General features: G+C 73.6%; 23 protein-coding genes. 10 read left to right on the top strand and 13 right to left on the bottom strand.

Annotated elements, in window-relative coordinates:
• The gene (gene def / locus ACFC1X_RS20685; protein ID WP_376355653.1) at positions 1 to 540 is read left to right on the top strand and encodes a peptide deformylase; all 540 of its coding nucleotides are present in this window, start codon (positions 1 to 3) and stop codon (positions 538 to 540) included.
• A gap of 39 nt (positions 541 to 579) precedes the next feature.
• On the opposite strand, the gene ACFC1X_RS20680 is transcribed toward def, so the two are convergent.
• Positions 580 to 1,236 carry a TetR family transcriptional regulator gene (locus ACFC1X_RS20680; protein ID WP_122620889.1) on the bottom strand — a complete coding sequence of 219 codons (657 nt, stop codon included), beginning with the start codon at positions 1,234 to 1,236 and terminating at the stop codon, positions 580 to 582.
• Between the two features lie 169 nt (positions 1,237 to 1,405).
• On the opposite strand from ACFC1X_RS20680, the gene ACFC1X_RS20675 reads away from it, so the two are divergent.
• Complete coding sequence (locus ACFC1X_RS20675) at positions 1,406 to 2,632, top strand: acyl-CoA dehydrogenase family protein (protein WP_376355651.1); 1,227 nt, start codon at positions 1,406 to 1,408, stop codon at positions 2,630 to 2,632.
• Positions 2,633 to 2,728: 96 nt separating this feature from the next.
• Here ACFC1X_RS20675 and ACFC1X_RS20670 read toward each other — a convergent pair whose 3' ends face one another.
• From ACFC1X_RS20670 to ACFC1X_RS20650, 5 genes are all read right to left on the bottom strand, one after another.
• A complete protein-coding gene (locus ACFC1X_RS20670) occupies positions 2,729 to 2,965 on the bottom strand; it encodes a DUF6213 family protein (protein ID WP_064726681.1) in 237 nt (78 codons plus the stop codon).
• 25 nt (positions 2,966 to 2,990) lie between these two features.
• Positions 2,991 to 4,376 (bottom strand): NADP-dependent succinic semialdehyde dehydrogenase, encoded by a 1,386-nt coding sequence (locus tag ACFC1X_RS20665; RefSeq protein ID WP_376355649.1) that lies wholly within the window; start codon positions 4,374 to 4,376, stop codon positions 2,991 to 2,993.
• A gap of 109 nt (positions 4,377 to 4,485) precedes the next feature.
• Positions 4,486 to 4,947, bottom strand: coding sequence for an NUDIX domain-containing protein (locus ACFC1X_RS20660; protein ID WP_376355647.1), 462 nt, complete (start codon positions 4,945 to 4,947; stop codon positions 4,486 to 4,488).
• Entirely contained in the window at positions 4,944 to 6,482 is a 1,539-nt protein-coding gene (locus tag ACFC1X_RS20655; RefSeq protein WP_376355645.1) for an ATP-dependent DNA ligase, read from the bottom strand. Before ACFC1X_RS20655 ends, ACFC1X_RS20660 begins: the two co-directional genes overlap by 4 nt.
• A gap of 322 nt (positions 6,483 to 6,804) precedes the next feature.
• Positions 6,805 to 7,770, bottom strand: coding sequence for an NAD(P)/FAD-dependent oxidoreductase (locus ACFC1X_RS20650; protein ID WP_376355643.1), 966 nt, complete (start codon positions 7,768 to 7,770; stop codon positions 6,805 to 6,807).
• A 77-nt stretch (positions 7,771 to 7,847) separates the two neighbouring features.
• Between ACFC1X_RS20650 and ACFC1X_RS20645 the strand changes: the two genes are divergently transcribed.
• The 6 genes from ACFC1X_RS20645 to ACFC1X_RS20620 all read left to right on the top strand — a co-directional run bounded on the left by ACFC1X_RS20645 (position 7,848) and on the right by ACFC1X_RS20620 (position 13,151).
• Positions 7,848 to 8,423 carry a helix-turn-helix domain-containing protein gene (locus ACFC1X_RS20645; RefSeq protein ID WP_376355641.1) on the top strand — a complete coding sequence of 192 codons (576 nt, stop codon included), beginning with the start codon at positions 7,848 to 7,850 and terminating at the stop codon, positions 8,421 to 8,423.
• 125 nt (positions 8,424 to 8,548) lie between these two features.
• Positions 8,549 to 9,529, top strand: coding sequence for an NADPH:quinone oxidoreductase family protein (locus ACFC1X_RS20640; RefSeq protein WP_376355639.1), 981 nt, complete (start codon positions 8,549 to 8,551; stop codon positions 9,527 to 9,529).
• Positions 9,526 to 10,707 carry an acyl-CoA dehydrogenase family protein gene (locus ACFC1X_RS20635; RefSeq protein WP_376355637.1) on the top strand — a complete coding sequence of 394 codons (1,182 nt, stop codon included), beginning with the start codon at positions 9,526 to 9,528 and terminating at the stop codon, positions 10,705 to 10,707. The genes ACFC1X_RS20640 and ACFC1X_RS20635 overlap by 4 nt, the downstream gene beginning before the upstream one ends.
• Entirely contained in the window at positions 10,704 to 11,792 is a 1,089-nt protein-coding gene (locus tag ACFC1X_RS20630) for an acyl-CoA dehydrogenase family protein (protein ID WP_376355635.1), read from the top strand. The genes ACFC1X_RS20635 and ACFC1X_RS20630 overlap by 4 nt, the downstream gene beginning before the upstream one ends.
• Positions 11,793 to 11,976: 184 nt before the next feature.
• Entirely contained in the window at positions 11,977 to 12,840 is an 864-nt protein-coding gene (locus tag ACFC1X_RS20625) for a phosphatidylinositol-specific phospholipase C/glycerophosphodiester phosphodiesterase family protein (RefSeq protein ID WP_376355633.1), read from the top strand.
• A gap of 116 nt (positions 12,841 to 12,956) precedes the next feature.
• Positions 12,957 to 13,151 (top strand): hypothetical protein, encoded by a 195-nt coding sequence (locus tag ACFC1X_RS20620; protein WP_376355631.1) that lies wholly within the window; start codon positions 12,957 to 12,959, stop codon positions 13,149 to 13,151.
• Positions 13,152 to 13,175: 24 nt separating this feature from the next.
• On the opposite strand, the gene ACFC1X_RS20615 is transcribed toward ACFC1X_RS20620, so the two are convergent.
• Complete coding sequence (locus ACFC1X_RS20615) at positions 13,176 to 13,544, bottom strand: DUF779 domain-containing protein (protein WP_376355629.1); 369 nt, start codon at positions 13,542 to 13,544, stop codon at positions 13,176 to 13,178.
• 109 nt (positions 13,545 to 13,653) lie between these two features.
• Between ACFC1X_RS20615 and ACFC1X_RS20610 the strand changes: the two genes are divergently transcribed.
• Positions 13,654 to 14,127, top strand: a complete 474-nt coding sequence (locus ACFC1X_RS20610) for a MarR family winged helix-turn-helix transcriptional regulator (protein ID WP_376355627.1) — start codon at positions 13,654 to 13,656, stop codon at positions 14,125 to 14,127.
• Between the two features lie 129 nt (positions 14,128 to 14,256).
• Entirely contained in the window at positions 14,257 to 15,849 is a 1,593-nt protein-coding gene (locus ACFC1X_RS20605) for an MFS transporter (RefSeq protein ID WP_376355625.1), read from the top strand.
• Positions 15,850 to 15,900: 51 nt separating this feature from the next.
• On the opposite strand, the gene ACFC1X_RS20600 is transcribed toward ACFC1X_RS20605, so the two are convergent.
• The 6 genes from ACFC1X_RS20600 to ACFC1X_RS20575 all read right to left on the bottom strand — a co-directional run bounded on the left by ACFC1X_RS20600 (position 15,901) and on the right by ACFC1X_RS20575 (position 25,733).
• Positions 15,901 to 16,290, bottom strand: coding sequence for a luciferase family protein (locus ACFC1X_RS20600; protein ID WP_376355623.1), 390 nt, complete (start codon positions 16,288 to 16,290; stop codon positions 15,901 to 15,903).
• A gap of 112 nt (positions 16,291 to 16,402) precedes the next feature.
• Positions 16,403 to 17,494 (bottom strand): lytic polysaccharide monooxygenase, encoded by a 1,092-nt coding sequence (locus tag ACFC1X_RS20595; RefSeq protein ID WP_376355621.1) that lies wholly within the window; start codon positions 17,492 to 17,494, stop codon positions 16,403 to 16,405.
• A 148-nt stretch (positions 17,495 to 17,642) separates the two neighbouring features.
• On the bottom strand, positions 17,643 to 18,791 hold the full coding sequence (locus ACFC1X_RS20590; protein WP_376355619.1) for a cellulose binding domain-containing protein: 1,149 nt from the start codon (positions 18,789 to 18,791) through the stop codon (positions 17,643 to 17,645).
• 238 nt (positions 18,792 to 19,029) lie between these two features.
• Positions 19,030 to 20,055: a LacI family DNA-binding transcriptional regulator gene (locus ACFC1X_RS20585; protein WP_376355617.1), complete on the bottom strand. Its 1,026-nt coding sequence runs from the start codon at positions 20,053 to 20,055 to the stop codon at positions 19,030 to 19,032.
• A gap of 96 nt (positions 20,056 to 20,151) precedes the next feature.
• Positions 20,152 to 22,029, bottom strand: coding sequence for a hypothetical protein (locus ACFC1X_RS20580; RefSeq protein WP_376355615.1), 1,878 nt, complete (start codon positions 22,027 to 22,029; stop codon positions 20,152 to 20,154).
• Positions 22,026 to 25,733 (bottom strand): DUF5682 family protein, encoded by a 3,708-nt coding sequence (locus tag ACFC1X_RS20575; protein ID WP_376355613.1) that lies wholly within the window; start codon positions 25,731 to 25,733, stop codon positions 22,026 to 22,028. The genes ACFC1X_RS20580 and ACFC1X_RS20575 overlap by 4 nt, the downstream gene beginning before the upstream one ends.

The raw sequence follows: 25,733 nt of genomic DNA, 5'->3' as shown, positions 1-25,733 counted from the left end.
ATGCGACACGGCTCCATCCCGGGCGCCCACGGGCGCGTCCGTCCCCTCGGCCTCCTCGGCGATCCCGTCCTGCACGCTCCGTGCGAGGAGGTGACGGACTTCGGTCCGGAACTCGCGGGGCTCGTGGAGGACTTGTTCGCGACCATGTACGCCGCCCACGGCGTGGGCCTGGCCGCGAACCAGATCGGTACGGGGCTGCGCGTCTTCGTCTACGACTGCCCGGACGACGAGGACGAGCGCCACCTCGGCCACCTGGTGAACCCGCGGCTCGTCGAGACCGGCGGGGTGGTGGTGCGCGGGCCGGAGGGCTGTCTGTCGCTGCCGGGTCTGGAGGCCGGGACCGAGCGGCACGACGAGGCCGTCGTGACGGGTCTCACGGTGACCGGGGAGCCCGTCACCGTGCGCGGCACCGGGTTCTTCGCGCGGTGCCTCCAGCACGAGTGCGATCACCTGGAGGGGCGGGTGTACTCCGAGCGCCTGTCGGGATGGCGGCACCGGCGGCTGGCGCGGCAGGTGGCGCGCGCCTCCTGGCACCGCTGAGCGGGCGGGGCCGGGGGAGCCCGTACGCCCGCGGGGCGGTCAGAAGCCGGGCCCGCCCGCCTTGTCCCCGGCGGCCGCCAGCCGGCCCCACAGCAGGTCGGCCAGGGTGCTCACCAACTCCGCCCGGGAGCAGGGGCGTTCGCCCAGCCACCAGTCGCCCGCGGCGTGCATCATGCCGACGATGCCGTGTCCCCACACCCGGGCCAACTGCTGGGTGCCGGGGCCGACGTCGAGGCGTTCCTCGATGACCTGGGCCAGTTCCTCGCCCATCCGGCGCAGCAGCGGGGCCGAGTGCTTGCCGACGTCGAAACCCTGGTCGGCCTGGTCGGCCGGGGTGGCGATGCCCTCCGCCGGATGCATCAGGAAGCGGTACACCTGCGGGCGTGCCTCGATGGCCGCCAGATAGGTGTCCAGGGTGGCCTCGACGCGTTGCCGCCGCTCCGCCGGGGCGTCCAGGGCGGCCCGCAACGAGGCGAGGAGGGCGTCGGTGTGCCGGACGGCGAGGGCGGCGTACAGTCCGCCCTTGTCGCCGAAGTGGCGGTAGAGGATCGGCTTGGTGATGCCGGCCTCGGCGGCGATGGCGTTCATCGAGGCCTGTGGACCGTCGCGCAGCACCACCCGGTCGGCGGCCTCGAGCAGCTCGCGCCGTCTGCGGTCGGCGGACCGCTGCTGGTCGGTCCGCTGTGTGGTGTCCATGTGCTCTCCCCACCCGTGCTGTTTCGGTGACGCCGTCGCAAACTAACACCCACAGGGCGCCCGGCATCGAACGGGAGGGCGACGGGGCCTCGGGAGTTGACTTTTCCTACCGACCGGTAACAGACTCGGGTTACCGCAAGTAACACGCACGTGGGTCACTGGAGGGGACATGGCCGAGTTCACCATGGAGCTGAGCGACGAACAGAAGGAGGTCCGGGACTGGCTGCACGGCTTCGCGGCCGACGTCATCCGCCCCGCGGCCGCCGAATGGGACGAGCGTGAGGAGACTCCCTGGCCGGTCATCCAGGAGGCCGCCAAGGTCGGCATCTACTCCCTCGACTTCTACGCCCAGCAGTACTTCGACTCCACCGGCCTCGGCATCCCCATGGCGATGGAGGAGCTGTTCTGGGGGGACGCCGGCATCGCCCTGTCCATCGTCGGGACCGGTCTCGCCGCCGTCGGTGTCCTCGCCAACGGCACCGAGGAGCAGATCGGCACCTGGATCCCCCAGATGTACGGCGACGTGAACGACGTGAAGGTCGCCGCCTTCTGCTCCTCCGAGCCGGACGCCGGCTCCGACGTGGCCTCCATGCGCACGCGCGCCGTGTACGACGAGGCCAAGGACGAGTGGGTGCTCAACGGCACCAAGACCTGGGCTACCAACGGCGGCATCGCCAACGTCCACGTCGTCGTCGCGGTCGTGGACGCGGAGCTGGGCTCCAAGGGGCACGCCTCCTTCATCGTCCCGCCGGCCACCCCGGGGCTGTCCCAGGGCCAGAAGTTCAAGAAGCACGGCATCCGCGCCTCGCACACCGCCGAGGTGGTCCTGGACAACGTGCGCGTCCCCGGCTCCTGCCTGCTCGGCGGCAAGGAGAAGCTGGACGCCCGGCTGGCCCGCGCGCGGGAGAAGGCCAAGCAGGGCGGCGAGCGTGTGAAGAACGCCGCGATGGCCACGTTCGAGGCCTCGCGCCCGGCCGTCGGCGCCATGGCGGTGGGCACCGCCCGCGCCGCGTACGAGGAGGCGCTGGAGTACGCCCGGACCCGTGAGCAGTTCGGGCGGCCGATCATCGACAACCAGGGCGTCGCCTTCCAGCTCGCCGACATGCGGACGTCCATCGACGCGGCCCGGCTGCTGGTGTGGCGGGCCTCCTGGATGGCGATCAACGGCAAGCCGTTCACGGCGGCCGAGGGGTCGATGTCCAAGCTGTTCGCGAGCGAGACGGCGAAGAAGGTGACCGCGCAGGCGATCCAGATCCTGGGCGGCAACGGCTACACGCGGGAGTACCCCGTGGAGCGGATGCACCGGGACGCCGCGATCTACACCATCTTCGAGGGGACGAGCGAGATCCAGCGGCTCGTCATCGCGCGGACGCTGGCGGGGGTGCCGATTCGGTAGCGCCTGGGGGCGAGCATGGCGCCCGGGCAATGGTGCGGGCCGGAGCCCGGCGATCTCTCGCCGGGTCGGTCCGTTCCGGGGAACGGCCTCAGGAGGTCAGGAGGACGGGCCGCTGCTGTGGGCGATGCACGCCACGTCGATCCGGTCGGCCAGCTTGGCCAGCTCGATGGTGAGCGCCGCGACCGTGTCCTCGTCCAGGCTCACCTCGCCCGCCTCCACCAGCCGCAGCCACCGCCCACCCACCGTGCGCAGCAGCTTGCTCACGTCGGACGCGGCGACCTGCAGGGTGCCGCGGTCGTCGACGATCAGAGGCAGGGTCACTTCGCGGTTCACAAAGGGGATCGTAGTCGCGGAAGGCTCACGCTCCGTGCCATACGGTGGTGATGTTGCAGAACTCCCGGATTCCGTGCCCGGACAGCTCACGCCCGTAGCCCGACCGCTTGACCCCGCCGAACGGGAACGCCGGATGGGACGCGGTCATCCCGTTGACGTACACGCCGCCCGCCTCCAGATCCCGTACGAAGCGGTCCACGTCGGCGTCGTCGCGGGTCCAGACGTTGGAACTGAGCCCGAAGTCCGAGTCGTTGGCGATCAGCACCGCCTCGTCCAGGTCCGCCACCCGGTACAGCGTGGCGACGGGGCCGAAGGCCTCCTCACGGTGGATGCGCATCTCGCGCGTCACGTCGGCCAGTACGGTCGGCGGGTAGTACCAGCCCGGGCCCTCGGGGCGTTCGCCACCGCACAGCACCGTCGCACCGGCCCGCTTCGCGTCGTCGACCAGCTCCACCACGTCGTTCAGGCCCTGCTCGCTGGAGAGCGGCCCGACCTCGGTCTTCTCGTCCAGCGGGTCGCCGACCGTCAGCGCCCTCATGCCCGCGGTGAAGCGTTCCACGAACGCGTCGTACACGTCCGTGTGGACGATGAACCGCTTGGCGGCGATGCAGGACTGCCCGGCGTTCTGCGTGCGCGCCGTGACGGCGACCTCGGCGGCCCGGTCCACGTCGGCGGACGGCATGACGACGAACGGGTCGCTGCCGCCCAGCTCCAGCACCGTCTTCTTGATCATCTCCCCGGACGTGGCGGCGACCGCGCGGCCGGCCGGCTCGCTGCCGGTGAGGGTGGCGGCCCGCACCCGCTCGTCGCGCAGGACGCCGTCGACGGCGGCGGAGCCGATCAGCAGGGTCTGGAAGCAGCCCTCGGGGAAGCCCGCCCGGTGGAACAGGTCCTCCAGGTACAGGGCGGTCTGCGGCACGTTCGAGGCGTGTTTGAGCAGCCCCACGTTGCCCGCCATCAGCGCGGGCGCGGCGAACCGGATCACCTGCCAGAGCGGGAAGTTCCACGGCATCACCGCGAGTACCGGGCCCAGCGGCCGGTAGCGGACCAGGGCCCGGGAGGCGCCGGAGTCCTTCACGTCGGACTCCGCGGGCTCCTCGTCGGCGAGCAGCCCGGCCGCGTGGTCGGCGTACCAGCGCATCGCCTTGGCGCACTTGGCGGCCTCCGCGCGGGCCTGCTTGACCGGCTTGCCCATCTCGGTCGTGATGACCTTGCCGATCTCCTCCTGGTCCGCCTCCAGGAGATCCGCGGCCCGGTGCATGAGCCGGGCGCGCTCGTCGAGCGCCGTCGTCCGGTACGTGCGGAAGGTGGCCTCCGCGAGCTGGATCCGGCGCTCGATCTCCTCCTCGCCCATGGCCTCGTACGTCCTGAGCGTCTCGCCGTTCGCCGGATTCACCGTCGCGATGGGCATGACCGACCTCCCTGGGTGGTGGCTCGTGCTTCGACCCTGGCGCGTGGCGCGGGGTGCCGCAACGCGGACGGGTCCGGTGCGGGCTCTTTCCGCACCGCGTCGCCTCTTGTCAGTGCGAGTGCTCAGCCAGCCGGTCGAGAAACGCGGCCTGTGCCTTCACGATCACCTCGCGCGCCCGGTCCACCGGGAACCAGGCGACCCGGTCCAGCTCGGGGAACTCCTGGGTCCGGCCCGATCGCGGCGGCCACTCCATGCGGAAGGTGCCGGGTACGACCGTCGCCGGGTCGAGGTCGGCCTCGACGGCCCAGACCGTGACGACCTTCCCGCCCGCCTGCCGCACCTCGCCCAGCGGGACCGCCTCGCCGTCGGGCGGCGGCAGCCCCAGCTCCTCCTCGAACTCCCGTCGGGCCGCGTCCCAGGCCGGTTCCGCGGGGTCGTACTCGCCCTTGGGGACCGTCCACGCGCCGGCCTCCCGGCGGGCGTAGAAGGGGCCGCCCATGTGCCCGAGGAGCACCTGGAGTTCCGCTCCGGGGCCGCGGCGGTGCAGCAGCAGGCCCGCGCTGCGCCTCACGGGGTGATCCCGGGGTGCGCGGCGAGCAGGGTGTCCACGGTGTCCGCGTCCTCGGGGCGCTTGTCCTCGCGGTAGCGGACCACGCGGGCGAAGCGGAGGGTGACGCCGGCCGGGTAGCGGGTGGAGCGCTGGAGGCCGTCGTAGGCGATCTCGACGACGAGTTCGGGGCGGACGGTCACGCCCCAGGGGTATTCCTCGACGGCCAGCTGGCCGAGGCGCTCGGTCTGCCAGGCCAGCAGCGCGTCCGTCATGCCCTTGAAGGTCTTGCCGAGCATCGCGAAGGAGCCGTCGGCGGTGCGGGCGCCCAGGTGGAGGTTGGACAGCTTGCCGGTGCGGCGGCCGTGGCCCCACTCGGCGGCCAGCACGACCAGGTCGAGCGTGTGGACGGGCTTGACCTTCAGCCAGGACGCGCCGCGGCGCCCCGCGCTGTAGCCGGCGTCGAGCCCCTTGACGACGACGCCCTCGTGGCCGCGGCGCAGCGTCTCGGCGAGGAACTCCTCGGCGGCCGGTGTCTCCTCGGGCCCGCCCACCAGCGCGCGCCGCACCCGCGTGGGCTCGGGGACCAGCCGGGCCAGCGCCGCGTGCCGCTCGGTCAGGGGCAGGTCGAGCAGGTCGTGGCCGTCGACGGACAGCGCGTCGAAGAACACCACGGAGACGGGGAGCGCCCGCGACGCCGTCGCCACGTCCGTGCGGGAGCCGACCCGTCCGGCGGTCTCCTGGAAGGAACGGGGACGACCGCTCGCGTCCAGGGAGATCACCTCGCCGTCCAGGATGAACCGCTCGCCGGGCAGCGCGAGGGCCGCCTCGGTGACTTCGGGGAGCCGGTCGGTGATGTCGTCCAGGGTGCGGGTGAAGAGGCGGACGGTGCCGCCGTCGCGGTGCACCTGGACGCGGATGCCGTCCAGTTTCTCCTCGACCGCGCAGGCGCCCAGCTTGCCGACCGCCTCCGCGACCGAGGAGGCGCTGTGCGCCAGCATCGGCAGCACGGGTCGGCCGACGGTGAGCCGGAACCCCTCCAGGGCGCCGGGCCCGTCCGCGAGCAGGGCCTCGGCCACCGTCTGCAGGGAGCCCGCGAGCATCACCGCCCGCCGTACGTCCGCCGGGGGCGCGTCCGTCGCCGCGGCCAGGCCCTCCACCGCGGCCGCGTCCAGGGCGCCCTGCCGGACCTCGCCGGTGAGCAGCCCGACCAGGAAGCGCTGCTCGTCCTCGGTGGCCGCGCCCATCAGCTCGCCGACCAGCCGCGCCCGCTCGGCCTGCGAACCGGTGCCGGTCACCGAGGCGAGGTGGGTGAGCCGGGCGTCCACGTCGCGCACGGTGAGCGACGGCTCGGCGGCCGGCGCCACCTCGCGGCTCAGCACCTTCCAGCCGACGCCGATCCTGCCCTGCGGGAGGCGTCCCGCCAGGTAGGGGATGACGACCGGCACGTCCGCCGCCTCCGCCTCCCGGAACAACTCCGCGAGCAGGACGGTCTTCCGGGACCGCGCCGACGTCTCGGCGACCTCCCGGGACACCTGGGCCAACCGGGCAAGCAGCATGCAGTCATGGTGCACCGGGGAGGGCGGGGACACACCTGGCGGGCGGGGCGGGACCGGCGGGTAGGGCTCGCGCGGCGGGCGTCCCGGGCGATCCCTGTCCGCCTGACGGCGCCTGGTCCGCGGGTGACTGCCGCCCGCGGAACGGCGCGCGCCCTGTGGGTCTCGGCGTCGGCGACGGCCGCGCCGGGGACGGCCATCGTCCCTGGTCCTGGAGATCTCGGGCGGGGGAGGCCGTGTTCGTAGGCGTGTGCCCCCGGGTGGGCCGACCCGGGGCCGGGATCCACCGCGGTTGGCGCCCCCGGCGTCCCCCTCGTACGCCCCCTCACTCCGCCAGGGTCGCGTCCAGGTTCGACATGATCAGGTCGCCGACGATCGCCGCTGCTGCGCGGTAGCCGCCGCTGGCCGCGTGGACGACCTGCTCGCCGAAGCCCATCGCGTTGCCGGCCGTCCACACGCCCGGGACGGAGGTGCGGCCCGTCGGGTCGACCACCGGGTACGCGCCGAACGGGGTCTCCTGGAGGTCCGCGCCCAGCCGCTCCATCAGGCCGGTCTGCGGTACCGCCCGCGGGGCGACGAACACGACCGAGCGGTCGTGGGCCGAGCCGTCCGCCAGCCGGACCCCGGTGAGCCGGTCGTCCTCGACCCGCAGGGCGGCGACCTCGCCGGGGACCACCTTGACCCCGGCCGCGGCGAGGCGGCGCAGGTCGTCGTCGGTCAGCTCCTCCTCGGCGACCGTGTGCAGGAAGAGCGTCACGTCGTCCGACCAGCCGGACACCATCAGCGCCTGGTGCACGCTGAGCGGGCTGGTGGCGAGCACGCCGAAGTGTCCGTCGCGCACCTCCCAGCCGTGGCAGAACGGGCAGTGCAGTACGTCCCGGCCGAACCGCTCGGCGACCCCCGGCACGGCCGGCAGCTCGTCCTGGAGCCCGGTGGTGACGATCAGACGGCGGGCCCGCACGGTGTCCCCGCCGGCCAGCCGCACGGCGAAGTCCCCGTCCCGGGACACGTCGACGGCCCGGTCGCGGACCAGCTCCACGCCGTAGCGTGCGATCTCCTCCCGGCCGAGCGCCAGGAACTCGGCGGGCGCCATGCCGTCCCGCGTCAGGTAGCCCTGCATGTGGTCCGAGGGCGTGTTGCGGGGCTCCCCGGCGTCGACGACCAGCGTGCGCAGCCGTGACCGGCCAAGGACGAGCGCGGCGGACAGCCCGGCGGCACCGCCGCCCACGACGACCACGTCGTAGGTCCCGCTCGGGTCCTCGCTCTGGGTAGGGATGACGTTCTGGGTCATGGTGACCACCTCCACCCAGAAGGTCGCCCCACCACCCCGGTATTGACAAATCTTGTTGCCGATTCTGCAATATTCACATGACTGCAGACGACGTCCTCGCCGGTGTCGGCCCCCGGCTCCGCCAGGTCCGCAAGGAGCGCGAGGTGACCCTGGCGGCCCTGTCCGAGACCACCGGCATCTCCGTCAGCACCCTGTCGCGGCTGGAGTCGGGCCTGCGCAAACCGAGCCTCGAACTGCTCCTGCCGATCGCCCAGGCCCACCAGGTGCCGCTGGACGAACTCGTCGGCGCCCCGCCGGTCGGCGACCCGCGCGTGCGGTCCGAGCCGATCGTGCGCCACGGCCGCACGCACTGGCCGCTCACCCGCCAGCCGGGCGGGCTCCAGGCGTTCAAGGTGCTGGAGCCCGCGCGCAAGGAGGAACCGGACCCGCGCACCCACGAGGGGTACGAGTGGCTCTACGTCCTCTCGGGCCGGCTGCGGCTCGTGCTCGGGGACCACGACGTGGTGCTGTCGGCGGGGGAGGCCGCCGAGTTCGACACTCGGGTGCCGCACTGGTTCGGGTCGACGGGGGAGGGGCCCGCCGAGTTCCTCAGCCTCTTCGGCCCGCAGGGGGAGCGGATGCACGTACGGGCGCGGCCCGCCGCCCGCCAGTGAGGGCTCGCCCGGCGCGCGGCGGCGGTACGTGACGTACGACTGCGCCCGAGCTGTTCCCCGATCGGCAAGCGACCGCTTAGTATGCGAGTGACCCGGTCGGACGACGCAGTCGGTGGAGGCCCCGCATGCAGGCATGGCAGGTGCACGAGAACGGCGAGCCGGGCGAGGTGATGCGCCTCGCGGACGTGGCGCCGCCCACGCCCGGCGACGGCCAGGTCCTGCTGAGGGTCCGCGCCGCCAACATCAACTTCCCGGACGCCCTGCTCTGCCGGGGCCAGTACCAGATCAGGCCGCCGCTGCCGTTCACGCCGGGCGTGGAGGTCTGCGGCGAGACCGAGGACGGGCGCCGCGTCATCGCCAACCCCGCGCTGCCGCACGGCGGCTTCGCCGAGTACGCCCTCGCGGACGCCCGGGCCCTGCTGCCCGCGCCGGACGCGCTGGACGACGCCGAGGCCGCGGCCCTGCACATCGGCTACCAGACCGGCTGGTTCGGCCTGCACCGCCGCGCGCGGCTGGAGGCCGGCGAGACCCTGCTGGTGCACGCCGCCGCCGGAGGGGTCGGCAGCGCGGCCGTCCAGCTCGGCAAGGCCGCCGGCGCCACCGTCGTCGGTGTCGTGGGCGGCCCCGAGAAGGCCGCCGTCGCCCGGGAACTGGGCTGCGACGTGGTCGTCGACCGGCACGCCGAGGACGTCGTCGCCGCGGTGAAGGAGGCCACCGGCGGCCGGGGCGCGGACGTGATCTACGACCCGGTGGGCGGCCAGGCGTACACCCAGTCCGCCAAGACTGTCGCCTTCGAGGGCCGGATCGTCGTCGTCGGCTTCGCGAGCGGCACCATCCCCAGCCCGGCGCTGAACCACGCCCTGGTGAAGAACTACGCGATCCTCGGCCTGCACTGGGGCCTGTACAACACCAAGGATCCGAAGCTGGTCCAGCACTGCCACGAACAGCTCACCGACCTCGCCGCGCGGGGCGCGATCAAGCCGCTGGTGAGCGAGCGGGTCCCGCTCGACGGGGCGGCGGACGCCGTACAGCGCGTCGCCGACGGCAGGACGACCGGCCGGGTGGCCGTCGTACCCCAGACGCTGGAGAAGGGAGCCGCCGCATGACCGACGCGACCGAACTGCGCACCCGTACCAAGGAGTTGCTGGCCGCGCATCCGCCGGCCACCACGGAACGCCTCGACTTCCTGAGGGCCCGCTTCGACGCCGGACTCGCCTGGGTGCACTACCCGCAGGGCCTCGGCGGACTCGGCGTCCCCCGCTCCCTCCAGGCCGTCGTGGACGCCGAGTTGGCGGCGGCGGGCGCCCCCGACAACGACCCCCGGCGGATCGGCATCGGCCTCGGCATGGCCGCCCCGACGATCCTCCAGTACGGCACCGAGGAGCAGAAGCGCCGACTGCTGCGCCCGCTGTGGACCGGTGAGGAGGTGTGGTGCCAGCTGTTCAGCGAACCGGGCGCCGGGTCCGACCTCGCCGCGCTCGGCACCCGGGCGGTCCGTGAAGGCGAGGGCTGGGTCGTCGACGGGCAGAAGGTGTGGACCTCCAGCGCGCACCTCGCCCGCTGGGCCATCCTCATCGCCCGAACCGAACCGGACCTGCCCAAGCACCGGGGCATCACCTACTTCGTCTGCGACATGACCGACCCGGGCGTCGAGGTCCGCCCGCTGCGCCAGATCACCGGCGAGGCCGAGTTCAATGAGGTGTTCCTCACCGGCGTCCGCATCCCCGACTCCCGGCGCCTCGGCGACGTCGGCGACGGCTGGCGGGTCGCGCAGACCACGCTGAACAACGAGCGCGTCGCCATCGGCGGTACCCCGATCCCCCGCGAGGGCGGCATGATCGGCAAGATCGCCGGGACCTGGCGCGAGCGCCCGGACCTGCGCACCCACGACCTGCACCAGCGGCTGCTCGGCCTGTGGGTCGACGCCGAGGTCGCGCGGCTCACCGGCGTACGGCTGCGCCAGCAACTGGTGGCCGGCCAGCCCGGACCCGAGGGCGCCGGCATGAAGCTGAACTTCGCCCGGCTCAACCAGGAGATCAGCGGCCTGGAGGTCGAACTCCTCGGCGAGGAGGGCCTGCTGTACGACGACTGGACGATGCGCCGCCCCGAACTGGTGGACTTCACCGGCCGCGACGCCGGGTACCGCTACCTGCGCTCCAAGGGCAACAGCATCGAGGGCGGGACCAGCGAGGTCCTGCTCAACATCGTCGCCGAACGCGTCCTGGGCCTGCCCGCCGAGCCGCGCACCGACAAGGACGTCGCATGGAAGGACCTCGCCCGATGAGCGCTCAGCCGGAACCCGCTCTGCTCTACTCGGAGGAGGAAGAGGCGCTGCGCGCCGCCGTCCGGGACCTGCTCACCGACCACTGCGACCCGGCGGGCGTCATCACCCGCACCGAATCGGGCACCCCGCACGACGTGTCGCTGTGGAAGGCGCTCGCCGACTCCATGGGCCTCGCCGGCCTGCTGATCCCGGAGGCACTGGGCGGTCAGGGCGCCACCCACCGGGAAACCGCCGTGGTGCTGGAGGAGTTGGGGCGCGCGGTAGCGCCGGTGCCCTACCTGACGAGCGCCGTCGTCGCCACCGAGGCGCTGCTGGCCTGCGCGGCCGACGACCTGCTCACCGAGCTGGCGTCCGCGACCTCCGTCGCCGCGCTCGCCGTCGGACTGCACGTCGCACCGGGCGGCCCGGTCCCGCACGTGCGGCTCGAAGCGGGCACCCTGCACGGTGAACTGACCGGCATCGCCGACGCGGCCGTGGCCGACGTCCTGCTGGTGCCCGCGGACGACGGGGGACTGTACGCGGTCCGGGCCGCCGACGTGACCGTCACCCCGCAGACGTCCCTGGACCTCACCCGGCCCCTCGCCCGCGTCACCCTCGAAGGCGCCCCCGGGCGCCGGCTCGGCGACTCCGGGCCCGCCGTGCGGCGCGCCCTGCGGGCCGGTGCCGGGCTGCTCGCCTCCGAGCAACTGGGCCTCGCCGACTGGCTGCTCACCGAGACCGTCCGCTACCTGAAGGAACGCAAGCAGTTCAACCGCCAGGTCGGCGGCTTCCAGGCGCTCAAGCACCGGCTCGCCGGGCTGTGGCTGGAAGTGGCCGGGCTGCGCGCCGCGGCCCGCAACGCGGCCGACGCCCTGGCCACCGGCGAGGACACCGACGTGGCCGTCGCCGTGGCCCAGGCGTACGCGGCCCGGGTGGCCGTCCACGCCGCCGAGGAGGCGCTGCAACTGCACGGCGGCATCGGCATGACCTGGGAACACCCGGTCCACCTGTACCTGAAGCGGGCCAAGGCCGACTCGATCGCCTACGGCGCGGCGGGCACCCACCGCGCGGCCCTGGCCGACCTGGTCGACCTGCGAGCCCCCTGACGGCTCTCCGTCCCGTCGGCGCGTGCCCGTCCCCTCCGGGGGCGGGCACTCTCCGTGCGACCGGCTCCGTCGAGGTGAACGACCGAGGTCGGTCCGGCCAACTCCCCGCACGGCTCTGCTCCCTGAGGGCACCGGGACCGCATACTCACAGGCGTCCCGTACGGCACATCCAGGGAGGCAGAGCATGGCCCTCACCACCCGACGCAGAGCCCTCACCACCCTCGGCGCCGCCCTCGCGGGCGCGGTCGCCCTCCCCGCAGGCAACGCGCTGGCGAGCGAAGGCGGGCGCGGACCGCGCCCGTTGTGGCGCGCGCACGCCCACAACGACTACGAACACCCCCGCCCGCTCCTCGACGCCCTCGACCACCGCTTCGGCAGCGTCGAGGCCGACATCTACCTGGTCGACGGCCAACTCCTCGTCGCCCACGACCCCGAGGACCTCGACCCGGCCCGCACCCTGGAATCCCTCTACCTTGACCCCCTCGCCGCCCGGGTCCGCGCGAACCACGGCCGGGTCTACCGGCGGGACCGCCGCGCCCTGCAACTCCTCATCGACATCAAGACCGAGGGGGCGTCGACGTACCTCGAACTCGACCGGCAGCTGCGCCGCCACCGGCACCTGTTCACCACCTACGCCCACGGACGGGTCCTCCCCGGCGCGGTCACCGCGGTGGTCTCCGGCGACCGGGCGGCCCGCGCCCCCATGGAGGCCCAGCGCACCCGCCGCGCCTTCTACGACGGCCGGCTCACCGACCTCGGCTCCACCGCACCCGCCTCCTTCGTCCCGCTGATCAGCGACAACTGGACGCTCAACTTCACCTGGCAGGGCGTGGGCGCCTTCCCGCCCGCCGAACGGCGCAGGCTGCGGGGCATCGTCGGCGCGGCACACGCCCGCGGCCAGCGGGTCCGGTTCTGGGCCACGCCCGACATCGCGGGCCCCGCGCGGGACGCCGTGTGGACCGAACTGGTCGCCGCCGGTGTCGATCACCTCAACACCGACGACCTCGCGGGCCTGGAGGCGTTCCTCGACGCCCACCGGGGCGCGTAGGGCACCGGCGGAAACACCACTCGTTCGGAGGACAGGTCAGCCGCCCGGACGAACCCTCCGCTACGCCACACTTGCGGCCGAACGCCGCGAAGTGGACGTGGCGGAGGAGGTTGACGATGGCCGTTTCCATCTCTGTGGTGCTGTTGCTGTTCGTCCTCGCGGTGATCTTCCTCCGCAACGGCGGGCTGAAGATCTCGCACGCGCTGGTGTGCCTGCTGCTCGGCTTCTACCTGGCGAGCACGAGCATCGCCCCGACCATCAACAGCGGTCTGGCCGCGACGGCGGACATCGTGAGCAGCCTCAGACCGTAGACCGCAGACCGGGCCGCGGGCGGGCTAGGCGTCGACGACGCGCGAGCGGATGAGGAACCGCACCCCCTCGGGTGCCTCCAGGGAGAAGCCGCTGCCGCGGCCCGCGACGACGTCCACGGTCAGCCGGGTGTGACTCCACACCTCGTACTGGCTGCGCGACATCCAGAACTCCACCGGCTCCCCGACGCCGTCGACCACCAGCTCGCCGAGCAGGACGTCCGAACCGCCGGTGCGGAATTCGCCGGCGGGGTAGCACATGGGGGCGCTGCCGTCGCAGCAGCCGCCGGACTGGTGGAACATCAGCGGGCCGTGCGCCTCGCGGAGCCGCCGCAGCAGTACGGCGGCCTCGGGGGTCAGCTCGACGCGGGGGGTCTCCTCGTATGTGTCGCCCATGGGGCGCATCCCAGCACGGGGAAGGTTGCGAGTGCGTTGCGCCGGTGGTGGCGCGGGCTCGGACTTTAGTCCTTTGACATACCTATATGGCCATACCTATTATCCGCGGGTGACCGACTCCAGCACCCCTCGCCGGGACATCGACCGCGTGGCCTCCGGGCTCGCGGCGTGCCTTCCCGCGCTGCACCGGGCGCTGGACCGGCAGGTCGCCGCCGCATACCCGCACCCCAAGCCCACGGAGGGGCAGCTCGCCCTGCTGCGTTTCGTCGCGCAGCGTGAGGGCGCCACGGTGCGCGAGGCCGCCGAGGCCCTGCTGATGAAGCCGAACAACGTCAGCGCCCTGGTCTCCCAGCTCACCGAGCGGGGTGATCTGGAGCGCCGGCAGGACAGCGCCGACAAGCGGGTCGCCCACCTCCACCTCACGGCCATGGCTCGTCAGCGGGTGTCCGAGGTGCAGGCACTCGAGACCGCGTTCATCCGCCACGCCCTGACCTCCCTCACCGAGGGGCAGCAGGGCGCGCTCGGCTCCGCCCTGGACGCGCTCGACGCGTTGGCGCGCCACCTCCACCCCACCGCCCGCTGACCGGGCGGAACCCGCGCGTACTCGCCGGCCGCAGGCGCACCGTCGTGCCCGCGGCCGGTCCGCCGTGCTCCCGCGGACCGCCATGTCTTGGCGCACCACTCTCCCGAACCTGGAAGCGAAGGCCCGTTCATGCCCTCCACCTCCGTGGCCGACCCCACCGCGCCCGCGGCCGAGACCGCCCCACCGGCGGCCGGCCGTCGGCGGTCCAATCCGTGGCTGACCCTGCTCGCCGTCGCGTTCGGACTCTTCATGGTCCAGCTCGACGGCTCCGTCGTCGCCATCGCCAACCCCGCGATCGGCAGCGACCTGCACGCGTCGACCGCCCAACTCCAGTGGGTCACCAACGCCTACCTGCTCGCGCTGGCCGCCACCCTCATCCTGGGCGGCAAGCTCGGCGACCGGTTCGGACGGCGCACCTACTACCTCGTGGGCGTCGCCGGCTTCACCCTCGCCTCCGTCGCCATCGGCCTCTCCGGCTCCGTCGAGGGCGTGGTCGCCTTCCGCGCGCTCCAGGGCGCCTTCGGCGGACTGCTGATGCCCAACACCCTCGGCCTGCTGCGCTCCGTGTTCCCGCCGAAGAGGTTCGGCATGGCCGTGGGCATCTGGGCCATGGTCTCCGCCGTGGCGACCGCCCTCGGGCCCATCGTCGGTGGACTCCTCGTGGAACACGTCGACTGGGAGTCCGTCTTCTACATCAACGCCCCCATAGGCGTCGCCGCCATCGTCTTCGGCGTCCTCGTCCTCCCGGAGAGCCGTGGGGCCGCCGGCCGGGAGCGCTTCGACCTTCCCGGCCTCGTGCTGCTCGCCCTCGGTCTGCTGGCCGTGGTCTTCGGTGTCGTCAAGGGCGAGACCTGGGGCTGGACCTCCGCCGGAACGCTGGGCGCCGTCGCCGCCGGACTGGTCCTGCTGCTCGTGTTCGGGCGGCACGAGACCCGGACCGCGCACCCGTTGCTGCCGATGAGCCTGTTCCGCAGCCGGGCACTGACGATCGGCGCGGTCATCACCGCGCTGAACTTCTTCGTCATGCTCGGAGTGATCTTCTTCGTGATGCTGTACCTCCAGAACGTGCGCGGCTTCACCCCGGTCGAGGCGGGCGTGCGCACGCTCCCGCTCAGCCTCGCCTCGCTGGTCGCCTCGCCGCTGGGCGCGGCCCTGACCCAGCGCTTCGGACCGCGGCTGACCATGCCGGTGGGCATGCTGCTCCAGGCGGCGTCCTGCTTCGGCATGCTCACCTGGCAGACCGACTCCGCCTACGCCACGATGTGGCCGCCGTTCATCGCGCTCGGCCTCGGCGTCGGCATGGTGATGGCGGCCTCCTCGGACGCCATCGTGGGCAACGCCCCCGTCCGGTACGCCGGTGTGGCCGGCGGCCTTCAGGCGACCACCCTGCAGATCGGCGGGGCGCTCGGTACGTCCGTCCTGGTCTCGCTGATCAGTGCCAGGGTCGGCGCCACGCTCACCGGCGAGCTGACCGGCGCGGGCGTGCCGTCCGCCGTGGCCCACGGGTTGCGGGAGGCCGAGGACGCCGTGGCGATGGGCGTGGCACCCGTCTCCGGCGACCTGCCGGCCGACCTGCGGGCCGCCGTGGTGGAGGGCAGCGGGCAGGCGTTCATGAACGGCGTCCACCTGGCCGTGGTCGTCACCGGCGTCCTCTGCCTGTTCGGCGCGGTCCTCGCCGCGGCCGGTGTCCGGCGCGCCCCGGAGGGCCCGGCGGACCACTGACATGAGGTCACGGCGGTGTGCCTACGGCGGGCGCACCGCCGTCGGCGTCCGTCAGACCTCCTCGGCCACCGTGCGGGGCAGCACCGTGACCCGGCGGAAGTTGCACCCCGAGGGCGGGTCGCCGGCCGGACGGGACTGATGCGCCTTGAGCGCGATGCTCACCAGGCTCAGCAACAGGTCGACGTCGGCATCGCAGTCCAGGTGCACGGTCACCCAGCGTGAGTCGGCGACCAGCCGGATGGCGCTGGAGCCGCTGAGGTCGTACTGGAAGCGCTGGATGGCCCGGTGGGTGAGGTGGAGGTCCACGTCCCGGTCCGAATGGAAGTGGACGATCTCGTCGCGGACGGAGCACAGTGCCCGTCCGGTTCCACAGCTGGCCGAACCCGCGGTGAGGTCGGGCCAGGCTTGCAGCCGCTCAAAGGCGTGCTGGGCCGGAGTCATGCCCCCATCGTCGCCCGATCACCGCTTCGCAACCAGAGGTTGAGCGATTCGTAACCGGTACGTGAGGTCGGCGGGGCCCGGTGCGGGGCACCGCCGACCTCACTCGAAAGGGTCAGGGCGCGACGCAGCCGATCGTCCCCGCGGGGAAGTCGTTGCCCGTGGACGTGGCGGTGAACCCGAAGGTCACGCTGGAGTCGGGTGGTATGACGCGGTTGTGGTCCACGTTCCGGACCGTCACCGTGCCGTCGCCGCCGCTGGACACCGAACCGTTCCACACCCCGCCCAGCGTGGTCCCACTGCCCGGCCGCCACTGCACCGCCCAGCCGTTGAGGGCCTCACTGCTGTGGTTCATCACCTCCACGGAGCCTTGGAAGCCACCGCTCCAGGAGTTCTCCACGGTGTAGACCGCCATGCAGGAACCGGAGTGCGTGGGCGGCGTCGTCGGGGTCGGCGTGGGCGTCGGGTCCGGGCCCGGAGTGCTTCCCGAACCGCGGATGCCGGTGACCTCGCCGTTGCCGCCGTCGAAGACGACGTCCGAGCAGGAGAAGAAGTTCTCCTGGCTGTCCGAACGCACCCACTGCATGAAGATCAGCGCGTCGCCCGAGCGGCCCGAGGGCAGCGCGAGATCCCAGAAGTAGTGGCCCCCGTCGGTACCCGGCGAGCCCTGCTGCGGCGGATTGGTCACCGTCTCGATCAGCTCCAGGTCGTCCCAGCCCAGCTCGGACGTGGGCGACCAGCCCGGCTTGGTCAGATAGACCCGGAAGTCACCCGGGTGGGCAGCCCAGTTGCTGTACTGCACCTTGATCGTCTTGCCGGACGTCAGATGCGTCCGGGGCCAGTCCGCGCGGGCCGCGTTGTAGGCGGAGAAGTCGTACGGGGAACGGTCGCCGGCGCTGCACAGGGTGCCGTCCGGCACGTAACCCGCGCCGCGTCCGCCCGCGTTGGAGTCGAGCACGGCGAACCAGTTGTACAGCGCCGTCCCGCCGCTCTCGTCGAGGGCGGCCCGGCAGGCCGGGTTCGTCGGGTCGAGGGCGCCGGTGTCGGTCTTGGCGTCCAGTTGGCAGAGGTAGGTGCGGGAGCCGGGCATCATCGCCACGCCGTGCGCCTCGGCGCGCCCCTGCCCGAGCAGGAGGGTCACGCCGAGCGCGCTGAGCAGGGTGGCCAGCACCGCCGCGAGGGAGAGGAGTCTGCTGCGTCGAGCCATGGGGTCTCCTGATTCCGCCGGCTATTCATGATCGGTCCATGACAATCAAGCGAGGTCTGGGGGAGAGAGGGTGGGGGGTGGGGAGGTGCGGAGGTGGAGCCCCCGCCCGTCCGGGGACGGGGCTTCGACCGGACGGGCGGGGGAGTGCTTACGCCGTGGTGCAGGCGGCGTCGTTCAGGCGGAAGCCGTCCGGCTCCGCGAACGTCCCGCCGTGCGCGCCCTGGAAGCCGAACGACAGGCTGGCGCCGGGAGCGATCCGGGCGTTGTGCGCCACGCCGGTGGCCGTGACCGCGCCCGCGGACGGGGCGACCGAGGCGTTCCAGGCGTTGGTGATCCGCTGGCCGGAGGGCAAGGTGAAGGCGAGCCGCCAGCCGTCGACGGGCGCCGTTCCGGTGTTGGTGACGGTGACGTCCGCGGTGAAGCCGTTCTGCCAGACGTTCGTGCCGTACGACACCTCGCACGCCGCCTCGCCCGGCTCGCCGGGATCGGGGTCCGGACCGGGTTCGGTGCCGGTCTGCACGGTGGAGGAGAAGGAGTTCACGGCCAGGCCCGCGCCGTTCTGCCAGGGCTCGAAGCCCGCCTGAACGCTCGTCAGGTACCAGTCGTCCTCGGCGAGGCCGCGCGCGACGGTCGCCCGGACGAAGTCCATGACGTCGAAGCTCCAGCTGCTGATCGCCGACGGAGCCACGAAGGACAGCACGTCGTTGGAGCCGTTGCTGCCGCTCCACACCTCCCAGCTCCGGCCGCCCACGGTGGCCGTGCCGACCGGGGAGCCGATGGGCTGGATCGGGCCCACCCGGTTGAACCAGATCATGATCTCGGTCTGGTTGACGCCGTCGGTCCGGGGCGTCGGGTCCAGCCAGATGTCATAGGAGGCGTTGTAGACGGCGTCGCCGACGAATCCGTACGAGATGCTGGACGGCGCGCTGGAGACGGTGTTCAGCCGGGCGGGCAGGCTGGTGCCCGGCGAACAGGTGGTGTAGTGACAGCCGTTGAAGACCGACGGGTACGACTTCGGTGCCCCGTTGGTCGGCACCGAGCCGTCGGCCTGGGCGACCCGGAAGCCGCTGTCGGTCGCGGTGACGCACTGGGTGGCGCTGGATCCCCAGCGGTTGTTCTGGACGACGTACCGTCCCTGGATCGTCGTCGTTCCGAAGGGTTCGCAGATCGTGGTGTCCGCCTGGGCCGGCGGCGCAGCGGTCACCAGAGCCGCGACGGCCGCGAAGCTCGCGAGCGTCGCGATCAGGGCCGACAAGAGGCCGCGTAAGGCGCGGACTTGGGGCGGTGGCGTTCGCATGGGGGCCTCTCCGGGAGAGTGCGGGGGGAAGGGGCCGGTGCGGGAGCGCTCCCAACTCCCCACTGATGGGAGCGCTCCCAACTACCGGTTGACTGGGGACTGTAGGAGCCGTTCATGTTCCTGACAAGACTGTGCGCAACGGAGCCGTTGAACGAATCTCGAAGCCCCAGGTGGGAGCCGGGCCGCCGACGGGAGCGCTCCCGCATTCGGCCTCGGTCAGGCCTCGGTCAGGCCTCGGTCAGGCAGAGTCCCGGAGTACCAGCTCCGTACGGAGGATGACGTGCCGCCAGGCAACGGGCGACTCCTCCATCTCCTCCAGCAGCAGCCGCACCATGGTGCGGCCGATCTCCTCCAGCGGCTGCCGGACCGTCGTCAGCGGCGGGTCCGTGGGCCGGGCCGGCTGGAAGTCGTCGAAGCCGATCACCGCCACGTCCTGGGGCACCCGCCGGCCCGCGGCGCGCAGCGCGCCGAGTGCCCCGGCGGCCAGGGTGTCCGAGGCGGCGAAGACCGCGTCCAGCTCCGGGTGACGGCCGATCAGGCTGGTCATCGCCCGGCGCCCGCTCTCCTCCGTGAAGTCGGCGCCCTCGACGACCAGCGACGGGTCGGCCGTCACACCGGCCAGCTCCAGAGCCTCCCGGTATCCGCGCAGCCTGCACTGGGCGACGTACATGTCCAGCGGCCCGCTGATGGCCCCGATCGCGCTCCGGCCCCCGTCGAGCAGATACGTGACCGCGCCGCGCGCGCCTCCGGTGTTGTCGGCGTCGACGTAGGTGACACTCTCGTCGCCGGAACGCCGCCCGAGCATCACGGTGGGCAGCCCCGCCTTGGCCAGCATGTCCGGCAGCGGATCCGCGGCGTGCACGGACATCAGCAGCACACCGTCGACCCGCCCGCCTCGCGCGTACTCCACGAAGCGTCGGCGCTCGGTGTCCGTGCGGACCAGCGTGAGCAGCAACTGCACCGGGGTGTCGGTGAGCGCATCGCCGACGGCATGCACGATCTCCGTGAAGAACGGCTCCCCGAACAGCCGCCAGTCCGTCTCCGTCATCACCAGCGCGACCGCGTCCGCACGGTGCCCCGCCAGCGAACGCGCCGCGAGATTCGGGACGTACCCCAGCTCCGCGATGGCCCGCTGCACGGCGCGGCGCGTCGAGTCCCGCACGCCGGCCGCGTTGTTGATGACCCTTGAGACGGTGCCCCGCCCCACGCCGGCGAGGGCGGCCACCTCCTCCAGCGTCGGCGTACCGGGACGCTGTCTGCCCATGTCCGCCCGCCTTCCCCCACGAGATCATCCGATACTACGGCGACCCGCGCCGCTCAGCGGGCGGATCGTGCGGGTGGTGCCGCTGAGCCCACTACCTCACGGCGGCCCGGGCGCGGGTTCGTCCGGGCCGGTGAGGTCCGCGGAGAGGTCGGCGGACAGGTCCGCGGTGAGGTCCGCGCCCCACGCGGCGGCGCACAGGGCGCGGTCGAGTGACTCCGTGTAGACGGCGGCGCCGAGCCAGGCGCGGACGAAGCGGCCGGTGTCGGCCGGGAGCAGCCGGCCGAAGGGGTCGCGTGCGCGGTCCGCCGCCGTGGCGTGCAACTCGGCGAGCAACTCACCCGCGGTGCCCAGGCCGTACCGCCGCAACCGTGCGACCTCGGCGTCCCGGCCGCCGGGGAACGCCAGCACGCGGCGCCCTCCGGAGACGGCCTGCATGACCCGGCGTCGCAGCAGGTGGACCGGGGCGTCGTCGATGGTGGGCGGGGGCTCGGTCGATGGCTGGGCTTGGTGGGCCTGATGGGCCTGATGGGCCTGGTGGGCCTGGGGGGTCGGTGTGGTGGGTAGGTCGGCGCGGCGGAGGCGGTCCAGACCGAGATCGACGCGTCTGCCGGGGTCGGTGGGATGGCTCACGGCCAGCAACGTGGCGCGGGGGAGCGGGCCCGGTGTGAGCCGGGCGACCACGCGCAGCCGGGCGCCCGGCACCGAGGCGAGGAGCCGCAGGTTCTCGCGGTGGGGCAGCGCCGGATGGTCGTGGGCGGCGGCGAGCCGGAGCCGGAGTCCGCCGCAGTCCGCGACCAGGCACTCACCCGCCGCCTCGCGGACCGTGCCGACGAGCGTGACGTCGAGGAAGAGCAGGTCCCGGTCTTCCCGCGCATCCCGGCCGTCCCGGTCGTCCGTCAGGCAGCGGGAGATCTGCTCCGGCACCGGTACCGCCCAAAGGCGGTCCAGAGGATCGGCGTCCCAGTCGACGCCGGACGCGCGCACGGCCCGTACGCCCGCGCCCGCGCCGAGGCGGCCCGTCGGGGAGACGGTCGCCCCGGACACGGCGATTCCCGCGCGGGAGAGTTCACGGTGCGTCAGGGCCGTGTCGCCGAGGCGCACGGCTCGGTCCGCCGCACCCGTGGCCCGCTCGGCGCCGCCCGGAGCCACGTCGGAGACCGTGTAGAGGCGGCCCGCCGCATCGGCGGTCCACGCGACGGCGCCCGCGTACCCGGTCGCGGAGAGGATCGGCTCGGCGAAGACCCCGTACAGGCGCAGGGAACCGTCCGGGCTGTACGGCTGCCGTACGCTGCCGCGCAGTCCGGCGAGTTCCGGACCGGTGGCGTCGGGGAGGCGGTGCGCGAGCACCAGGACGTCGCGCAGGGCGGCCGTGAGATCGGTGAGTCGGTAGTCGGGGTCGCCGCCGCGCGCCGCCCGCAACGCCGTGACCACGGCGACGGCCCGGCCCGCGGCCCTGGGCAGCCCCGCGAGCCGCGCGGTGTGCGCCGCCCGCAGCAACTCCGCCTGGAGCACGGCGCCCGCTCCGTCGGTACCGGCCTCCAGCACCGCGGCCGCCGCGTCGTACAGGGCGGCCGAAGCGGTGCGCTGGGCGGGCGTGGCCGTTTCGGGAGGGGCGGAGTCCTGATTGGGGGGTGCGGGCTCCTTGAGGTCCGTCGCGGGGGATTCCGTGGTGGGCGGGGCCGTGGGGTCGGCGACCGGGGCCGCGGATGCCGCGGCGGCCCGGTGCAGGCAGTCGGGCGCGAGCAGGCACCCGCAGCGGATCGCCTCGGCACTGGTCACGACCCCTTCGGGGGCGTGCAGTTCGAGGTTGGTGTCGTCGTCCAGGGCGATCCGCACCATGTCGCCCTCCCGGACCACAGGCCGTACCGCCACTTTCTCGACACCCGCGTCCAGCCGCTTGCGCAGCCTGGGCGTCAGTGCCGCGACGAGGTGGGCCGTCACCGAGGGAGCCACCTGCGGAAGGTGCGCGTTCATCCGATCTTCTCCCCTACCCAGCCGGCGAGTTCGAGAGGGCTGAGGGCGGCGACCGGCATGCCCGCCGCGACGAGCTGCCCGGCGACCGCGGTGGAGTACCGGGGCCGGCCCGTGTCGTCGAGGCTCGCGCAGCCCAGGACGTGGCAGCCGCTCCCGGCCAGGGCGCGGACCTCGGCGAGCAGGCCGCCCACGGGGTAGCCCTCCTCGAAGTCGCTGATGACCACCACGAGTGTGCGGGACGGCACCGTGACGAGTTCGCGGGCGTGCCGCAGCCCCGCGGCGATGTGGGTGCCGCCGCCCACGCTCACCTCGAGCAGCAGGGACAGCGGGTCGTGGACGTGGTCCGTGAGGTCCATGACCTCCGTGGAGAAGGCCAGGAAATGCGTGGACAGTGTGGGTACTCCGGCCAGTACCGACGCGGTGAGGGCGGCCCAGACCGTGGACGCCTCCATGGACCCCGACACGTCCGTCACGAGGATCAGCCGCCAGTCGGCGGCCCTTCTGGCCCGGGTACGGAACACGGGGTGTTCCGGAACGACCAGCACCTTGCCGTCCGGTCCACGGCGTGCGGAGGCCAGGTTGGCCCGCAGAGTGCGGGGCAGGTCGAGGCCGCCGCCCGGACGGCGGCTGGGCCGCGGCAGGACGGCGCCGTGCAGCGCGGGGCGCAGCCGCGTGGCCAACTGCCTGGTCAACGCCTCCACCAGACGCCGGACGAGTGGCCGCAGCGCGGCCAGCCGTGCCTCGGGCAGACCGCCCGCGTGCCTGAGGACCGTGCGCAGCAGATCGACGGACGGTCGCACGCTGTCCGGGTCGAGTTCGGCCAGGACGTCCGGTCGGCCCGCCGCGGCCGCTGCCGCCAGCACCTCCTCGCGGACACCCGGCCCGAACAGCGCCCTCAGCTCCTCCGACCATTCCCGCACGCTCGGGTAGGAGGCTTCCCGTCCGCCACCGCCGCCGTCGCGGCCGGGGCCGTTCAGCTCACCCCGGCTGCCCTCGCCGCGCCCGCTGCCGTACAACTCGTCGAGCGCGGTGGCCGGTGCGCTAGCCGACGGGGGCAACTGGTCGGTACGGCGGCCGAGTACGAGCCGCCAGCGGTCGACGGGGGCGAGGTGGTGAAGCGCGGGGTCGTCGGTCTTCTCTGTTGGGAGAGGGTGCGGGGTCGGGGGTCGGATCGAGGGTGGCGTGGAGGTGTGTGCCGGTGTCGAGGCCGGTGCTGAGGGCTGAGGGGAGGGCGGTGCCGGGGCCGCAGGCGGGGTGGGCGAGGGCAGTAGACCGAGGCTGCCCAGCGTGGCCCGCGCCGTGAGGTCCGCGCGGGTCCACAGGGCGAGGGCGGCGGGGTCCATCCGACCCAGGTCGGCCAAGTGGCCCCTCTTCGCCCGGTCGGCCGGACCACCGATGTGCAGGCGTTCCTCGACGGCCGAGAGAAGCCGGTCGCGGGCGGCCGGGCTCAGCGTGTCGAAGCCGCCGCGCAAGGCCGGCAGCCGGTGCAGGAAGCCCCGGTCGGACAACCCGGACACCCGGTCGAGCAGCGGCTCCAGCGCCGGTGCCGCCGACTCCAGCAGCGGGCCCGCGGCCGTGAGCAGACCCGTGAGCCGCGCGGTGAGGGCGGAGCGGGACTCGCGGTCGGTCGCCGTGTCGACCCAGGAGGCGACGCGGCCGCCGAAGACGTCCGGGTCCTCGTGCCCCAGGAGCACCCGGACCGCCCCGGCGGCGCCACGCATCAGGGGCGATCCCTCCCGCGCGAGCCGGGCCAGGGCGTCGGTCAGGCGGACACCGCCGAGGACGTCCGCCCGGTGCGCGAGTTCCAGCAGCGCGTGCCCGTCCGCCGGGTCCTCGGCACCGGCGAGACCGTCCACCTGGCGCACCGCGGCGGCGGTGAGAACGTCGGCCACGGCATCGGCCCGGACTGCCCGGTCCTTGTCGAGGCCGAGCCCCGCGACGTGCCCTGCGCGCAAACGGTCCAGCAGACCCAGCCCGGTGAGGAGTTCGGGCAGCGTGGCCGAGGCGGGCAGCACGTCGGCGGCCTCCGCCAGACGGGCGTCCGTCAGCTCGGGCAGGCCGCACTCCGCCGCCTGCCGAAGTCCGTCCAGCGTCTGCGCCGCCATGGGACCGCCCTCGTCCCGCTCCGTCCGCCGGCGCTCGCGCAGGACACCCTCGGCCGCCTGAGCAGGCGTGACGCCGTGCACACCGATCGCGGACAGCACGGCCTCGGTCGCCGGGGTCCAACGCACCTCCCACCGCGTCGTCAACGCCTCGGCGCCGCCCGCACCGACGACGCCCCTCAGCTCGCCGTACGGCACCCCGCACACCGTCAGGCGCCGCAGCAGCAGGTCGCGGTCACGGTCGAGGTCGGAGCGCAGGGGGTCCAGCCGCAGCTCCCTGGCCGCCGTACCCGGCCCACTTGTCCCACCCGACGTCCCACCGGTTGTCCCACTGGGCCTCGGGCCGGGCAGTCCCAGTCTCGACAACTCGGTCTCGACCGCCGGGGCGAGTCCGCTGCGCGGCGCGCCCGGCGCCGGACGACCGCCGCGGTTGCCGACGAGGACCCGCTCCGTCGCGCGGGCGACGGCCCGCCCCCTGCCGTACGGCTCGCCCTGCGCGAGCACCGTCTGAATCGCCTCGACCAGTTCGCCCCGGCCCGCCGTGGGCAGCCCTCGCAACCGGGCCAGGTCCGAGGCCAACCTCGTGATCTCGCGCGCGTCCGCGGGCCCCGACGGATGCCCGAGGCCGCGCAGCTCCGCACAGACCCGTACGGCCGCGCGCGTCAGCGCCTCCTCCAGCGCGGCCGGGTCGCCCCCCGCCCGCACCACCAGATGCTGCCACTCGGGGTCCCGGATGCCCGCCGGGTACCCGGACCGTTCGTCCAGGAGGGCGTACGTGTACGGGATGAGGGACGTGGCCCACTCGGGCTGGTCGGCGTCGCCGGTCGTACCCGGTACGGCACCGGCCTCATCCGCCGCACCGGCCCGGGACAGCAGCGCCGGTGCGTGGAAGGCGCCGACCACCACGGCGGCCCGCGCGCCGTCGACGGTGGCTGCGGCCAGACGGGACCGCATCCAGCCCTCACGCCGCAGATCCAGTTCGGGCACCCCTCCCGAGGACACGGCCTCCTCGCGCAGTGCCCACCCCGTGAGGAGCGCGGCACGGCGCAGCGCCTCCGGCTCGGATCCCGGAGCGGTGGCCTCGACGAGACGGTCCCACAGGTCCTCACCGGGGCGACCGGTGAGCCGGGCCCGGAGGGCGGTGGTGAGCCCGGAGCAGTGGGCCTCCGGTGCCATGGGCGAGGCAGGCGCGCCCGGCCGCCTCCCCGCACGCCACGCGCGGTCGGCCAACGGCAGGTCGCACGCGACGACCGGGACGCCGTGCCGGGCGGCCCAGCGCACGGCGGCCAGTTCGGGGGAGAAGTCGGCGAACGGATAGAAGGCCGGCCCCCCGCCCTCCCGCGGACCGGCCGCGGCGAGGGCCACCGGCGCCCGCGTCTCCTCGTGTCCCAGCCACGGCAGCCAGTCCTGCATCTCGGCGGGCAGCTCGACCAGGAGCACGTCCGGCGCGGCCGCGTCCAGCAGCGCGGGCACGGCCGCGGCCAGCGACGGCGCGTGATGCCGTACGCCGATGAGGTAGGGCGCGGCCGGGTCGGTGAGCGCGGCGACCGCTGCGTCCGGGGACGGCGACGAAGAGAGCGGGGTGGGCGGAGAGTCGGACAC

This window comes from Streptomyces sp. NPDC056128 (assembly GCF_042263835.1).
Lineage (GTDB): Bacteria > Actinomycetota > Actinomycetes > Streptomycetales > Streptomycetaceae > Streptomyces.
This window is presented reverse-complemented; position numbering and strand designations above follow the sequence as displayed.